Source organism: Pseudomonadota bacterium (assembly GCA_027620075.1).
Taxonomy (GTDB): Bacteria; Pseudomonadota; Alphaproteobacteria; order Rickettsiales; family UBA6187; genus 1-14-0-20-39-49.
On sequence record JAQCEY010000001.1, the window covers coordinates 110,596 to 123,754 of the forward strand.

Annotated in this window: 19 protein-coding genes; 4 read left to right on the plus strand and 15 right to left on the minus strand. The window is 39.1% G+C overall.

Annotation, left to right across the window (positions count from 1 at the left end; genetic code table 11):
* The first annotated feature begins 59 nt into the window (after positions 1 to 59).
* Positions 60 to 437, plus strand: coding sequence for a DUF1353 domain-containing protein (locus tag O2942_00680; GenBank protein MDA0780762.1), 378 nt, complete (start codon positions 60 to 62; stop codon positions 435 to 437).
* Here O2942_00680 and O2942_00685 read toward each other — a convergent pair.
* The 7 genes from O2942_00685 to O2942_00715 all read right to left on the minus strand — a co-directional run bounded on the left by O2942_00685 (position 434) and on the right by O2942_00715 (position 3,565).
* Positions 434 to 679, minus strand: coding sequence for a hypothetical protein (locus O2942_00685; protein ID MDA0780763.1), 246 nt, complete (start codon positions 677 to 679; stop codon positions 434 to 436). The two genes, O2942_00680 and O2942_00685, sit on opposite strands and share 4 nt — an antisense overlap.
* Before the next feature lie 35 nt (positions 680 to 714).
* Positions 715 to 933, minus strand: a complete 219-nt coding sequence (locus O2942_00690; protein MDA0780764.1) for a hypothetical protein — start codon at positions 931 to 933, stop codon at positions 715 to 717.
* A complete protein-coding gene (locus O2942_00695; GenBank protein MDA0780765.1) occupies positions 920 to 1,195 on the minus strand; it encodes a hypothetical protein in 276 nt (91 codons plus the stop codon). Before O2942_00695 ends, O2942_00690 begins: the two co-directional genes overlap by 14 nt.
* Positions 1,188 to 1,757: a hypothetical protein gene (locus tag O2942_00700; protein ID MDA0780766.1), complete on the minus strand. Its 570-nt coding sequence runs from the start codon at positions 1,755 to 1,757 to the stop codon at positions 1,188 to 1,190. Before O2942_00700 ends, O2942_00695 begins: the two co-directional genes overlap by 8 nt.
* Positions 1,758 to 1,869: 112 nt before the next feature.
* The gene (locus O2942_00705) at positions 1,870 to 2,046 is read right to left on the minus strand and encodes a hypothetical protein (protein MDA0780767.1); all 177 of its coding nucleotides are present in this window, start codon (positions 2,044 to 2,046) and stop codon (positions 1,870 to 1,872) included.
* Positions 2,047 to 2,172: 126 nt separating this feature from the next.
* Complete coding sequence (locus O2942_00710; protein ID MDA0780768.1) at positions 2,173 to 2,691, minus strand: mechanosensitive ion channel; 519 nt, start codon at positions 2,689 to 2,691, stop codon at positions 2,173 to 2,175.
* A 4-nt stretch (positions 2,692 to 2,695) separates the two neighbouring features.
* A complete protein-coding gene (locus O2942_00715) occupies positions 2,696 to 3,565 on the minus strand; it encodes a hypothetical protein (GenBank protein MDA0780769.1) in 870 nt (289 codons plus the stop codon).
* A gap of 56 nt (positions 3,566 to 3,621) precedes the next feature.
* On the opposite strand from O2942_00715, the gene O2942_00720 reads away from it, so the two are divergent.
* From O2942_00720 to phoB, 3 genes are all read left to right on the plus strand, one after another.
* The gene (locus O2942_00720) at positions 3,622 to 4,497 is read left to right on the plus strand and encodes a glycosyltransferase family 2 protein (GenBank protein ID MDA0780770.1); all 876 of its coding nucleotides are present in this window, start codon (positions 3,622 to 3,624) and stop codon (positions 4,495 to 4,497) included.
* Between the two features lie 17 nt (positions 4,498 to 4,514).
* Positions 4,515 to 4,979, plus strand: a complete 465-nt coding sequence (locus O2942_00725) for a RidA family protein (protein ID MDA0780771.1) — start codon at positions 4,515 to 4,517, stop codon at positions 4,977 to 4,979.
* A 201-nt stretch (positions 4,980 to 5,180) separates the two neighbouring features.
* Positions 5,181 to 5,951 (plus strand): phosphate regulon transcriptional regulator PhoB, encoded by a 771-nt coding sequence (gene phoB / locus O2942_00730; protein ID MDA0780772.1) that lies wholly within the window; start codon positions 5,181 to 5,183, stop codon positions 5,949 to 5,951.
* Positions 5,952 to 5,955: 4 nt separating this feature from the next.
* Here the strand turns inward: phoB and ald are convergent, their stop codons facing one another.
* From ald to O2942_00770, 8 genes are all read right to left on the minus strand, one after another.
* Positions 5,956 to 7,080: an alanine dehydrogenase gene (gene ald / locus O2942_00735; GenBank protein ID MDA0780773.1), complete on the minus strand. Its 1,125-nt coding sequence runs from the start codon at positions 7,078 to 7,080 to the stop codon at positions 5,956 to 5,958.
* Between the two features lie 67 nt (positions 7,081 to 7,147).
* Positions 7,148 to 8,656: an AmpG family muropeptide MFS transporter gene (locus tag O2942_00740; GenBank protein ID MDA0780774.1), complete on the minus strand. Its 1,509-nt coding sequence runs from the start codon at positions 8,654 to 8,656 to the stop codon at positions 7,148 to 7,150.
* Positions 8,657 to 8,659: 3 nt separating this feature from the next.
* Complete coding sequence (locus O2942_00745) at positions 8,660 to 9,643, minus strand: adenosine kinase (protein MDA0780775.1); 984 nt, start codon at positions 9,641 to 9,643, stop codon at positions 8,660 to 8,662.
* Positions 9,644 to 9,922: 279 nt separating this feature from the next.
* Entirely contained in the window at positions 9,923 to 10,312 is a 390-nt protein-coding gene (locus O2942_00750) for a M15 family metallopeptidase (protein MDA0780776.1), read from the minus strand.
* A gap of 21 nt (positions 10,313 to 10,333) precedes the next feature.
* Complete coding sequence (locus O2942_00755) at positions 10,334 to 10,576, minus strand: hypothetical protein (protein ID MDA0780777.1); 243 nt, start codon at positions 10,574 to 10,576, stop codon at positions 10,334 to 10,336.
* Positions 10,577 to 10,586: 10 nt separating this feature from the next.
* Positions 10,587 to 11,177 carry a hypothetical protein gene (locus O2942_00760; GenBank protein ID MDA0780778.1) on the minus strand — a complete coding sequence of 197 codons (591 nt, stop codon included), beginning with the start codon at positions 11,175 to 11,177 and terminating at the stop codon, positions 10,587 to 10,589.
* Between the two features lie 10 nt (positions 11,178 to 11,187).
* The gene (locus O2942_00765) at positions 11,188 to 11,919 is read right to left on the minus strand and encodes a hypothetical protein (GenBank protein ID MDA0780779.1); all 732 of its coding nucleotides are present in this window, start codon (positions 11,917 to 11,919) and stop codon (positions 11,188 to 11,190) included.
* Positions 11,916 to 13,043: a DUF2793 domain-containing protein gene (locus tag O2942_00770; protein ID MDA0780780.1), complete on the minus strand. Its 1,128-nt coding sequence runs from the start codon at positions 13,041 to 13,043 to the stop codon at positions 11,916 to 11,918. Before O2942_00770 ends, O2942_00765 begins: the two co-directional genes overlap by 4 nt.
* Positions 13,044 to 13,159 lie beyond the last annotated feature (116 nt).

The window sequence follows — 13,159 nt, forward strand, 5'->3', positions numbered from 1 at the left end:
AAAATTTTTTGTCGGATATCGGGAATATTTTTAATAATCAATTCAATTTGGGGTGTAATATGAAAATTAAATATGACAATATAAAACATTATAAATACAGAATATTAGAGGGGTTTCAATTACAAACTGAAATAATTCCTCCTAAGGCAATAAAATCAAATTTTTCAAGTTTATCAGAAAACGGCTTGTTAAGAATCGAAAAAGGCTTTTGTATTGACGGTGCTACAGGGGGGCTAGATACTGAAGATGTTATGAGAGGTGCGGTTATACATGACGCTTTTTGCAACTGGCAGCATCAAGGTTTATTAGATGTTGAGCATAGGAAAGAGGTTGACAAGCTTTTTAGAAAAACACTCCTTGAGGACGGCGTTAGTGATTTTCGAGCAGGCTACATGTATGCTGCGATAAAAACTTATGTTGAGATGCGGTATAATTAAGATGTTACCGACATTGACGTCGGTAACATAAACATATCAACGGTTTTTGCACATCTGTAGGGCTGATTCTTATCTGAAGACTCTAGCAGTACGCAACTTCCTATTTCGGTTTCCGAATAATGTGCAAAATAAGGATCGGGATCTCCATCTGCTTTGTTTAAAGCCAGTTCTTCAGCTGAATCTAAATCTTCAGCAGAAACCGTGATTTGTATGTTTTCCGTATGAATAAACGTGTGGTTCATCTCGATACAAAAAGTATATTTATTCATGATACCCCTCAATTCAAATGTTTCTTTTCTAATTTAGTCAAATCTTGATCAACCAACAATTCGATTATTGAGGTTAGCCTTGCCGCTATTTTTAAAGCTTCCAGCTCTTGGATTGCGTGCAGCTCACGCAATCCGATGTGGTTTTTGTTAAGTGCCTTAATTTCAAAAACTATCGGCTCTAAACGCTTGATAAGCTCTGCCTTATCTACCTGATTATTTTTGTTCATTGTCTTTTGCCTCCTGTAATAAAGGGTTTAAAATTTCGACTATTATATCCGACATTGGTTTAACAATATTTTCGGGTAAAAAGACGCTTATTTGACAATCTTTTGTAGTTATAACAGTTTCACAGCAAACAGGCAGCAATCCGCTGTCGGAATGCTCAACAACTCCTACATGCAAGCTTATGTTTTTTATCGGCTTTCTGTCTTTATCTTTTAGAAATTTAAGAAGCCTTGCAAGCTCCTTGCTTATTTGATTGTTATTCATAATTTTTCCCTTTATTTAAAATGGTGGAAACTGTCGTTTTCGCAATACCGTAGTGCTTTCCTATCTGCGGCAATGATAAGCCTTTAGCACGCATTAATATCATGCTAAACAGGCGTATTCTGTTGTATTTTTGTTTCAGCTCTTTAGGTGTTATAAAGGTTCTGTAATTTTCCGAGCCGTGATAATAATCAGGCTCTTTTTGTATCATTGCAGCGTCCAGAAAGTCCTTGAATTGGTTGTAGCTGAAGCCGGACTTGTGAATCTGCCTTAAAGCCTCCCATAAGCTGACATTAAAACCTTTTTGCAAGCGGTTATAACGCAACCGCATTTTTATTGCGTTGTTGTCCCTGCGGCGTTCCCAATCTGTGCGAATTTCTACAGATTTTGCGATACTGGCAAGGGCAGGGGCTGCGATATTTGCCACTTGCTCGGCAATGTTCCAAGGCACGTTAAACGTAAGTTGACACATGCCTGTTTTTGCGTCGGGGATCTTATCAACGGTTATTAACGGTTGAATTGCCACTTGATTATTTAAATGTTCTTGTGTTAAGATGTCGAACATAAGGTATTCCTTTCATTTTGTTGCACCGAATTAAGTTTGACGGCTTTTCGGTGCATTTTTTATGACGAAACAGTTAACGAACGGTTAACATTCGCCTTAAAAGTGCTGTTTTCTATGAATAATTTGCTTTTTTCTTGAAAAAAGAAGGTTGTTTATCGAAAGGATTAATTCCTTTCTCATCGTTGTTTAGTTTAAGAACCTGTTGAAGCTTTTGTTCTTGGTCACGCTTGAAGGATCGGCGTTTGCGGACAAGCCAGTCTGATAGATATATATCTCCCCGATTTGACATAATATAAATTATCAAACAATTGGATTGGGAGTAGTGAGTCTATTAAGGGGTGTATTGAGATCCCCCTATAATTTTCTACGAAAATTCGGGGGATGACAGCAGATAACATCTGGTAACAATTCCAGCCTAACGCCCTGATATCAGAACCTTTTCCGAAATAAGCTTAGAGTTTGGAATAAGATGCCTAACCCCATTTGATTCTATTGTGGTATATCGCAAGTCAATTGAGGTAACTATTCCTTCAGAGCCGCAGGTGCTTATAGTATCTCCCACTTCAAAAGGCTTATATACGTGAATCATAATGCCTGCCAAAACACTTGATAAAGCATCTTTTAACGCAAAACCAAGGGCAAACCCCGTCAGCCCCAAACCTGCAACAATGGCACTTATGTCGATACCCCATGTGCCGAGCATGGTTATAAAGCCGAATATAATTAAAAACAGGCGTATGAATTTTTTTAGGAATTTTACGGAATGCTGCCTGTTGCTTTCCCTGCCGTTTATCAGCCTCTTGAAGATAACTCCCGTAGCTATGTAAAGCACACAAAATAAAAGGAATATCAACAAACCGCTGATAAACTGCGGCCAGAACATAATAGTTGCCCCCAACATCTCCTGATATAGGCTACTTAAATAAAATTCCATATAATTACTTACGCACTTTAATTTTCATTTCGTTTACATTACAGACAAAATTATTTTTTTCAACTTTTTCCTGAATTAATACAGCCAAGGCGACATTTTTAATTGTAGAAAATACCTGCCCTATTTTTTCATCGCCCGACTTTACCTCCTGACCGGACGACAATTTATTTTCTTCATTAGACTCAACTACATATAGTCGCTTTCTAATGTTTCCTTTGTGATGAACTCTAGCAGTAACCTCCTGCCCTACATAGCACCCCTTATTATAATCAACGGCATTCAAGCTATCCATGCCGAAATCATGAGGGAATGCACCTCCGCTTTCTAAGTCCGCTCCCCCTTCGGGAACACAAGCATTTATCCGTGCATATTCATAATCAACAAACGCTCCCAACTGAAAATCAAAAGCTTCAAATGATTGATAATCATTATCTATTTCAATAAAGCTGCGTGCAAATATTTTATCATTCCTTGGGTCGATATACGCAACTCCTTTACAAAATTGCCTTACATTATTTTCCCTGCCCTCCATCACCTCAAAGACTTTATCACCTAAAAGAGCCGCAATCTCATATTTTTGCGAAACATCTTCTATCTGCACATCGGAACGCAACTTATACATACTTAGCTTCTTTATTATCTGAGGTAACAATTCCTTTTGGCAATCAAGTAAGTACGCCCCTTCCCTATGTGCTATAAAGAAATCATAAAGAAATTTTCCTTGCGGTGTAAGCATTAAAGCGTAAATAACTTTATCATCATTTACCTTGTTGATATCATTTGTTATCAGACCTTGTAAAAATTGCTTGGAGTCCTTGCCGCTTATTTGTATTGTAGCTCTTTTTGTTAACGGTATATAAAGATTGTTTGTCATTCTTCTATTTTTTTTATAAAGTTACGCATCTGCCAATAATCAATTAGAGGAATTTAATGCAAAAACACTCGGCTAGCAAGAAGGTTTCTGTTGTTATAGTTACATATAACAGTGCAAAAGTGATAGAAGAGTGCCTTAAATCTATCCCCGACGGCATGAAAGTATATGTTATAGATAACGCAAGTAAAGACTCTACATGTAAAATCGTAAAAGAAACCAGACCAAACGCCATATTAATTCAAAATGATAGTAATATCGGCTTTGGCTGTGCAAATAATGTAGCTTTGGAAAAAATAGATACCGAATTTGCTCTACTTTTAAACCCCGATGCTATCTTGGAAAAAGATTCTATACAAAAACTGGTGCAGGCCGCAGAAAAATATGAGGAAGCCGCTATAATAGCACCTAATCTTTACAATGATGACGGTAGCCTTCAGCAAAGTTACAAAACCGCTTTTTATGTACGTGAAGAAACGAAGGCAAAATATATAGCTCCGTCCGGCGATTTATGTGCCGAATGTTTATCGGGTGCGGTTATGCTCCTTAGAATGAAGCATTTTAAGAAAATAGGATTTTTTGACCCGAAAATATTTTTATTCTATGAAGATGACGATTTATGCTTAAAGGCTATGAATGCCGGATATAGCCTTGTGTTAACACCCGATTCGGAAGTAACCCACATTATGGGAGCTTCAACCCCAAAATCCAACAAAATAATATTCTTTAAGAACAAGCATATGCTGTGGTCAAGGTTATATCTGGAGGAAAAATATTTTAATAAAGGACGGGCAAAATATGTGGCTTTTTGCTATTTATATTTTTATTTAGCAAAGTTTTTCTTAAAATTCTGTTCTTTTCAGTTCACAAGGTCTATGAAATCACTAGGCAGTTTAACAGGTTGCCTGTATTATCTTTTCGGTATTAAACCATAACTATTAAGGAGAAAATTATGTCTGCCGTTGCAAAAAAACTAGAAGAATTAAATATTATTATCCCTGAGGCTGCAAAACCTGCGGCTAACTATGTTCCGTACACAATAAGCGGAAATCAGATAATCATTTCAGGGCAGATACCATTTGTTAACGGCTCGGTTGAAGGTCAGGTCGGCAAACTTGGTGATAATTTTTCAATCGAACAGGGAAAAGCAGTAGCAAAAGTTTGTGCTATAAACATAATTTCCCAGCTTAAAGATGCGTCAAATGGCGATTTAAGCAAGGTAAAGTGCGTAAGGCTTGGCGTTTTTGTTAACTCCACCCCTGACTTTACGGAACACCCTGCCGTTGCGAACGGTGCATCGGATTTAATAGCCCAAGTATTCGGCAATAACGGCAAACACGCAAGAGCCGCCGTCGGAGTTTCAAGCCTGCCCTTTGGCGTAGCGGTTGAAGTTGAAGCTACTTTTGAGTTTATATAGTATTTTTACAATTACCATTCGCCGGCTTAGACCGGCGAATCTATTACTTTGAGTATGATATAAATTAAAAGTTGTCTTAAATTTATATTTATCTAATACGCCGGAATCAGTAAAAAGTAAGGTCTTTACTTTTTTAGATACAATGTGATAGGTTGCAAACAGCCTAATTTTTTATGGAGTTAATACGTGGCTAAACATACAATGAAACCATCAGTACTAATCGTAGAAGATGAAGATTCCATACTTGCCCTGCTTGAGTATAATCTGGAAAAAGAAGGTTATAAAGTACGGCACACCGCAGACGGCGAAGAAGCATTGATAATGATAGAAGAAAGTATGCCTGACTTGGTATTGCTTGATTGGATGCTTCCGGGTCTTTCGGGGATTGAAATATGCAGAAGGATTCGTAGTAACAGCAGAACAAAAAAGCTCCCTATAATAATGCTTTCGGCAAGAGGTGAAGAAGCTGACAAAATTGACGGTCTTGACGAAGGTGTTGATGATTACTTGGTAAAACCGTTTTCACCAAAAGAGCTAATCGCAAGAATAAACGCTGTTTTACGCAGAATACGACCGGCTTTTTCAAACGAAGCCCTTGAATATGGCGATGTAAAAATGGATATGACTACCCGTCAGGTGTTTTTCAAAGGAAAAGAAGTAAAGCTAGGACCTATTGAATATAGGCTATTACAAGCTTTAATGGAACACCCTAACAGGGTGCTTTCAAGGGAACAGGTTATCAGGAGAGTATGGGGATATGCCGACGATGTTGAACCACGCACTGTTGACGTGCATGTAAACCGACTTAGGAACGGTCTTGGTATGCTAAAAGATAAAGGCACGATTATAAAAACAATACGTGCTTCGGGTTATTGCATCAGGAACGTAGATGCATTAGAACCTTCAGAAGTTATGGACTCTGAAATAAAAGATTTGATAGGTGACTTTAACTCGAACGAAGAAAAAAAGTAGAGCCTTAGCTACCGCCCAGAAAAGTTGTCGGAGGAACATAAGCGTGGTTCAATTCATTAGCCACCGCCTCATTTGTTACCCTTCCACGACATAGGTTCATACCTTTTCTAAAGTTCGGATTATCTTTCAATGCAGACCTGTAACCGTTATTAGCCAAATCAACTATATACGGCAAAGTGGCACTCTCCAAAGATTTGGTTGCGGTTCTGGCGGCGGCACTAGGCATATTAGTAACACAATAATGTACGACACCATTAACTACAAAAGTAGGTGCATCATGAGTGGTCGGGCGGCTGGTTTCAAAGCACCCCCCCTGATCAATTGAAACATCAACCACAACAGAACCTTTTTGCATTTTTTCAATCAGACCGGCGGAAACTATTTTCGGTGCAGTAGCACCCGGTACTAAAACAGCACCGACGACAAGGTCGGATTTAACAAGATATTCCTCAACTGCATCAACAGTGGCATAAATACTTTTTATGTTTCTTGCCTGCAACCGCCATTCCAATTCACGTACTCTTTCTACCGAACGCTCTAAAATTGTAACATTAGCACCCATGCCTCCGGCTATTATAGCAGCATTAGTACCGACAACACCACCGCCTATAATCGTTACCTCGGCAGCTTCTACACCCGGAACGCCTGATAATAAAACACCTCTGCCGCCGTTACCTCTTTGCAAAAAATATGCACCCACCTGAATTGAAACACGCCCTGCAACTTCGCTCATGGGAGCGAGCAGCGGAAGATTACCCATTTTATCAGTCACCGTCTCATACGCTATGGCTATACAGCCTGAGTTTATCAGTGCCTCGGCAATCTTAGGCTCTGCCGCCAAATGGAGGTAGCAAAATAATATCTGACCCTCACTTAGCATCTGGCATTCTTCGGGCTGCGGCTCCTTCACCTTAACTATCATGTCGGAACGCTCAAATATTTCTTCTACGTTCTCAATCACTAAAGCACCGGCTTCCTGATATTGTATATCCTCAAATCCGATACCGTCACCTGCACCTTTTTGCACCATAACCTGATGACCGTGATAATTTAGCTCACGCACACCACGCGGAGAGATACTAACTCTGTATTCATGGTTCTTTATCTCTTTTGGAACGCCGATAAGCATAAAAACTCCTAAATCTAAATGATATATAAAAAATATATCGCATCTTTATTAATACATAGTAAATACACTAAGCAGAACTACAATTCTTAGTACGATTTTTTTGCATTGCAATATCTTTTTTCAGCTCTTTTTTCTCAAAACGCCTTAAAAGAAGCAGCATAAGCAGCCCCGGAACAGCAATTACAGTGCTTAAGATAAAGAAGTTAATCCAGCCGATGCTATCTACAAACCAGCCTGATGAGGCTGAAAGCCATGTTCTTCCCACCGATGCAAGAGAGCTAAATAACGCATACTGAGTCGCAGTGTAGCGTTTGTTACACAATGACGATATATATGCCACAAAGGCAGTTGTTCCCATGCCTCCGCTTAAGTTCTCAATAGCAATAACTGCCGCCAGAACCTCAATATTGTAGCCAACCTTTGCCTGCAACAAAAACATAAGGTTTGATAGCATCTGCAAAATACCACAAACCCACAGGCTTTTTATCATTCCCCATTTATTTACCAGAACACCGCCGATAAATGCCCCTGCCATAACTGCAATAAAACCGAATGTTTTAACTACGCTTGCTATCTCTACCTTACTAAAACCGATTTCTACCAAGAAAGGGTTGGTCATAACTCCGGCAAAAGCATCACCGAGTTTGTATAATACTATGAATAATAATATAATTTTCCACCCTTCCTTAGTAGTAAAATCTTCAAAAGGACCTTTAAAGAAAACTTTATGAACCCAGTAACTAGAAATCAAAAAAACAAATTGTAAAAAAACACTTGAAATAAATGAAGTAAAATAACCATATTTTTGCCTAAATAATGCCACTAAAACGGCGTATATGATTATATTAATTATGCTGACAATTATTCTTGATTGCTTTTTGTAGTAATAATATGGCTCACTAAAAAGTCTATGGCTAAATATAGTATATAATATAAGGCACAAATCAACTTTAGGAGGCTTACTACCTTGTGGTTCACCTGTCATCATAACAGTTAAAAAGCCTATCCCTATCAATGAAGCCATTGCGGCATATGCCATAAACCACCCCATGTAGTGTGCTATGAATAATGCCCCTGCACTTGATATCAACATGCCTATCCGATAACCGAACACTATCATTGCCGCCCCAGCACCCTGCTGTTTTTCTTCTAATATCTCAACACGATAAGCGTCAATTACAATATCTTGTGAGGCAGAGGAAACAGCAACTATGAAAGCACATAATGCCGTCAGCCACGCATTTTCCGAAGGGTTAGTAAGCCCAAGGGCTATAAGCGAGGCTGCAAGGCAAGCTTGCGTGAACACCATCCACCCCCTTCTTCTGCCTAGAAAACGGGTCAAAAACGGTATAGGCATCTGGTCAACCAGCGGAGACCACATAAACTTTATAGCGTAAGGAGTGGTTATAGCTGCGAATAATCCGATAGCGGTTTTAGATACCCCCTCCTCTGCCAACCATATTGACAAAGTAGACAAAACCAAAGCCAAAGGCAAACCGCTTGATATCCCAAGAAAGAATACCGCCAATACTTTTGGATTGGTATATAATCCTATCGTAGGATATTTTTTTAACATAACTTATGCAGCTTCCTTTATCAGTTCTGAAAGTTTGGATTCCGGTCTTGCACCCACCTGCTGAATAATCTCACTTGCGGCAAGATTAGCCAACTTACCGCATTGCTCGAAATTATATCCATGCGTATATCCGTATAAGAAACCACTGGCGTATAAATCCCCTGCCCCTGTTGTATCAACAACTTTTAAGCCTCTTGCGGGTTCTATTTTCTCTATATTGTTACCATGTATTACTATTGAGCCTTTAGCCCCCAGTGTAATCGCCACAATATCGGCATAATCTTTGATTTTTTTAACACATTCATCAAAATTATCGGTTTTAAAAAGACATTTTACTTCTGCCTCATTGGCAAATAAAATATCGACACCTTCTTTTATCAGAGCTAAAAACTCATCTTTGTGACGTTCAACGCAAAATGAGTCTGAAAGTGATAAAGCCACCTTTCTGTTATGTTTTCTTGCTATATCGACAGCACATCTCATAGCTTCCTTAGCGTTGGGTTCGTCCCAAAGATATCCTTCAAGGTAAGTTACCTTCCCTGCCGCTATAATTTCCTCACTGATATCATTTTTTGTTATTTCCTTAGTTGCCCCCAAAAAAGTGGACATTGTACGCTCTGCATCAGGTGTAATCGCAATAAGGCACTTTGCCGTTGCAGCACCTTTGGTAGAAGGCAACGTATCATAATACACACCGATAGAACGCAAATCATGCCTGAAAATCGCTCCCAGCTCATCATCTTTTACCTTACCGATAAACGCCGCACTGCCTCCGAATGAGGCTATGCCTGCAAGGGTGTTTGCCGCAGAACCGCCTGACTTTTCAACGGCAGGCGGCATATCGTCATATAACGTAAAAGCTTCCGTTTCATCTATCAATGCCATAGATGCCTTTGTAAGACCGTGTTTCTTTATAAAATCATCATCTACTTTTGCCAGAATATCAACAATGGCATTACCCACACCGACAACATCATACTTAATCATTACTTACCCCTGTTATGTTTATGTCACCCTGAATCCGTTTCAGGAGGTTTTTATATAATACACGAAGTATCGTATTTTAACTTTTCAAGAGTTACAATTGTCATCCCCGACTTGTTCGGGGATCTATATAAATTAAAATGAGATCCCCCTATAATTTTCTACGAAAATTCACAGGGATGACAGCATTGTTGAAAAGTTAATTTACTATACTGAAACAAATTCAGCATTACTCTTGGTTAAGAAATAACGTAAAAAACACAGAGGGTATAGTATTAATTTTTATAAAAGCTCAAAATGCACCAAATCCAAGAAATTTTCATCACCGCTATTCCAATTCATGTTCCAATCCCCTCCCCAACGGATTTTAACATTTTTACTATGGGCTATGCCGAATATAATCCCCGCTAAAAGCCTAAACCTTCCAAAATCGCTCCAATCAATGGGACAAGGTGCTATGTCAACAGCTTGAGAGGGGAATTTATTATGTTTACTATTTGGAAATTCTAATTTAGTTTTTCCTTGTATGAGAAGGTTATTTTGTTCTTCCTCGTCACGCTTTCCGCAAAGAACGGTAAAATCATATATTTTAATAGCTTCATGACAAATTTCTTGTAGACGGGCATCGCACGTTTCAAGCTTCTGTAATGAGTGTTTCGAGAAAAAAGGCATAAAACCTCCATTTACATTTTATTACTTTTTAAGCATTTCCTTCAAAGACTCCCAAAAAATATAAAGTACGGTAGGTATAGTTACCGTAATTAGCGAAGCCTTGATTTTTTGAGTAACCATTTCCGCCCCCTTTCGCATTTTTCTGATATAAATAAAATCAGCCTGCATTTCCTGAGGGCTATGTACCGATATACCGAGTCCGTTTAATGTTTCATGTACGGCTTCACGGACTATTTTTTTAATTTCCATTTCATTTTTAGTCATGTGCTTTTCCTCAATTAAAAAGTGGTACGGCATCTTTAAAGCAGCAAAATTTAACTACATCTTCAGGCGTTTGTTCGGACGGGTTCAGTTCATCAGGCACTATTCCCGCAACCTGCAATGCTTTTGTAACTAATTCAGAGCAAAATAATGACGCAAAATCAGGCTCGTTTTCTATACCTGTAATCATATCAAACAAATCCGCACCGGCTCCTATTGCCTGAAAAAAATCATAAGGAGTTCTTTCGTAGTGTTTCTTTCTAAGCCATGCCTGCATTTTATTCTTTTCAAAATTACTAAGCTCACTTTTTAAAGGAACCCACCATGCTTTTCCTTCATATGTTTCAAGCCTCCTTGAAAGGAAGTGTATCTGCACGCCTTTAATTATCTCATTGTGAACTGCATCAGGTGTATTTTTCAAAGAGGTCGATTCAATAAGCATAACTGCATGCCCTATCCCCCCTTGCATATTGGCATCAAGAATAATACCGACATGCGAAAACTCACTTCCGGTTTTCCATTTTATTATCTGTGACACCCTCCCCTTACCTGAAAAAGCTATAACGTCACCTGTTTTCATATTATTACGGTATTTTTGATACATAATCTTCTCCTTATGATATTGTAATTCCCCATTTATTCGATAAATAACTCTGCATTAGTGCAATATTCGCCGTGCTTAATGACTCGTCAAAAACCAGAATTTCAGCTATTTGACCGTCAAGGAAAAAGCTGCTTCCTGCAAAAGAGCCTATATATCCGGCATCTACGCCATTTTCGTCCGCACCAAAACTATTGGTAGATTCGGTCGAGTTGTTGTATGATATTGCTTGCGTTGTACCGCTTCTTCTCCCCATTAAGATACCGTAAGACGTATCGGCTATAGAGGTTTGGGAGATACCGCCGCCTGAACCGCTTCTGCTTTGGTAATAAATTGCACCCGCAGTTACAGGATATCTGATATCCGTTCTGGTTATGCCGGATTCGGATAATCCCAATATAACCTGCAAAGAGCTGTCATTATCGGTTTTACATACCGCAAATAAGGTGTTGGCTCCGTTAGATATGCTATATAATCCAGACGGTAACGCAAAAGTGTTAGCACTACCGTCAAAATCAAGTACCGCACGGCTATTTAGCTGATTATCAGTCCATGTAGGTCGTGCCGTGCTACTTGCTGACAGGTCATTACCGTTTAAACTCTTATCGCTCCATGTGCTAACAAGATTAGAACCGTCTTTTGTAATGGTTGTTATATCCGATGCGTCATACCATGCCTGTAATGAAGAAATATGATCGGGTGAAAAAAGACCGGACGCACCGTTCATCGCTTTAAAGTTCATCATGAGAAATTTACTCCACTTAAAAATCCATACCATATAGTGCCGCCGTCTACCGTTAAGAACGTCAAAACATCAACGGCATTTGCAGCAGTTGAAAGGGTTGGACTGACACCATTTGACCATTTTACGGAAGAAGGAAATGCAAAGGTTCTGCCACCTGTTGCATCTTGCTTTAAGATAAGTGTAAAAGAACCGCCGCTTCCGCTTGTAGGGGGGTTATTAAAATTGGTTACGGTAACATTTTCGGTCAAGGTGACTTCAAAAACATTCCCGTTTTCTAAATCTAATGTTAAAGTACCCGAAGATGAGCTAGGTGAAGTCTTGGTTTCACTGTAGTCTTTTAATTTCGCTCGGATAATCTCATTATCATTACAAGTGACATCACCTGAAAAATTAATATCCTGTTTGAAATCAATATTCCCGGATGAGTTTGTAACAACATATGACTGAAACCAAGCAGAACCATCGGCAGATACCTTTAATTGATAATGGTCATCTCCGATAAGTCCGAACTCAGCCCTGCCTGAAAAGCCGTTCTGAAACAGGTGTGAAGCCGTATCGCCCGATGCATTCTTATTTATCTTTACCTGAGAGTCAGTACCGTTATGGTTAAATAATACCGCCGAACTATTTACAGAAAGCTTATTGGTAGCATCAGATACCGTATTAACTCCTATTTGCGAAAGGCTATCTATTTTATTCTGGTTAACGAAGTTCGTGCCGTTATACTGCAAAACATCATTTGCGGTAACGGTCGTGATAGCTACGTCCGACAAATCGTCTAAAGAGTTAACAATAGAACTAACCCAAGCCGTGCCGTCCCAAGTGTACGATATATCCTCATCATTCACCCATAACGACATACCCTCATTAGGGCTTATAAATTTCCATGTGGTTTGGTAATATGCAATATCATCGGCATTTGATGCCCAATCGTCAGTAGGCGAGCTACCGACTATATAAAGGTCTCCGTCACTTGGCGACATGGGAGGAGTGTTTAGTCCTCTATCAATAGCTCCCGTGTTTAAAATAGCGTCTATAGTAGATATAGCGGCGTTTACGGTAACTTCCTTTTGCGCCTGATTAGACGCAACCAAAGGAATTGCGAGATTGGTAGTATTTGCCATTAGAAACTTCTCCTTGATTTGTTGGTTTTTGATTGTAATGCTGAATTTTTTCAGCAGATTTTTTAGATTAAATTAAGTGCATTAGCCTAAACGCATAAAAACTTGTTAATATGAAC

Bases quoted from the DNA above. Each gene is read 5' to 3' on its own strand.
- O2942_00680 (MDA0780762.1), top strand. From the start codon at position 60: ATGAAAATTAAATATGACAATATAAAACATTATAAATACAGAATATTA.
- O2942_00685 (MDA0780763.1), bottom strand. From the start codon at position 679: ATGAACCACACGTTTATTCATACGGAAAACATACAAATCACGGTTTCT.
- O2942_00690 (MDA0780764.1), bottom strand. From the start codon at position 933: ATGAACAAAAATAATCAGGTAGATAAGGCAGAGCTTATCAAGCGTTTA.
- O2942_00695 (MDA0780765.1), bottom strand. From the start codon at position 1,195: ATGAATAACAATCAAATAAGCAAGGAGCTTGCAAGGCTTCTTAAATTT.
- O2942_00700 (MDA0780766.1), bottom strand. From the start codon at position 1,757: ATGTTCGACATCTTAACACAAGAACATTTAAATAATCAAGTGGCAATT.
- O2942_00705 (MDA0780767.1), bottom strand. From the start codon at position 2,046: ATGTCAAATCGGGGAGATATATATCTATCAGACTGGCTTGTCCGCAAA.
- O2942_00710 (MDA0780768.1), bottom strand. From the start codon at position 2,691: ATGGAATTTTATTTAAGTAGCCTATATCAGGAGATGTTGGGGGCAACT.
- O2942_00715 (MDA0780769.1), bottom strand. From the start codon at position 3,565: ATGACAAACAATCTTTATATACCGTTAACAAAAAGAGCTACAATACAA.
- O2942_00720 (MDA0780770.1), top strand. From the start codon at position 3,622: ATGCAAAAACACTCGGCTAGCAAGAAGGTTTCTGTTGTTATAGTTACA.
- O2942_00725 (MDA0780771.1), top strand. From the start codon at position 4,515: ATGTCTGCCGTTGCAAAAAAACTAGAAGAATTAAATATTATTATCCCT.
- phoB (MDA0780772.1), top strand. From the start codon at position 5,181: ATGAAACCATCAGTACTAATCGTAGAAGATGAAGATTCCATACTTGCC.
- ald (MDA0780773.1), bottom strand. From the start codon at position 7,080: ATGCTTATCGGCGTTCCAAAAGAGATAAAGAACCATGAATACAGAGTT.
- O2942_00740 (MDA0780774.1), bottom strand. From the start codon at position 8,656: ATGTTAAAAAAATATCCTACGATAGGATTATATACCAATCCAAAAGTA.
- O2942_00745 (MDA0780775.1), bottom strand. From the start codon at position 9,643: ATGATTAAGTATGATGTTGTCGGTGTGGGTAATGCCATTGTTGATATT.
- O2942_00750 (MDA0780776.1), bottom strand. From the start codon at position 10,312: ATGCCTTTTTTCTCGAAACACTCATTACAGAAGCTTGAAACGTGCGAT.
- O2942_00755 (MDA0780777.1), bottom strand. From the start codon at position 10,576: ATGACTAAAAATGAAATGGAAATTAAAAAAATAGTCCGTGAAGCCGTA.
- O2942_00760 (MDA0780778.1), bottom strand. From the start codon at position 11,177: ATGTATCAAAAATACCGTAATAATATGAAAACAGGTGACGTTATAGCT.
- O2942_00765 (MDA0780779.1), bottom strand. From the start codon at position 11,919: ATGATGAACTTTAAAGCGATGAACGGTGCGTCCGGTCTTTTTTCACCC.
- O2942_00770 (MDA0780780.1), bottom strand. From the start codon at position 13,043: ATGGCAAATACTACCAATCTCGCAATTCCTTTGGTTGCGTCTAATCAG.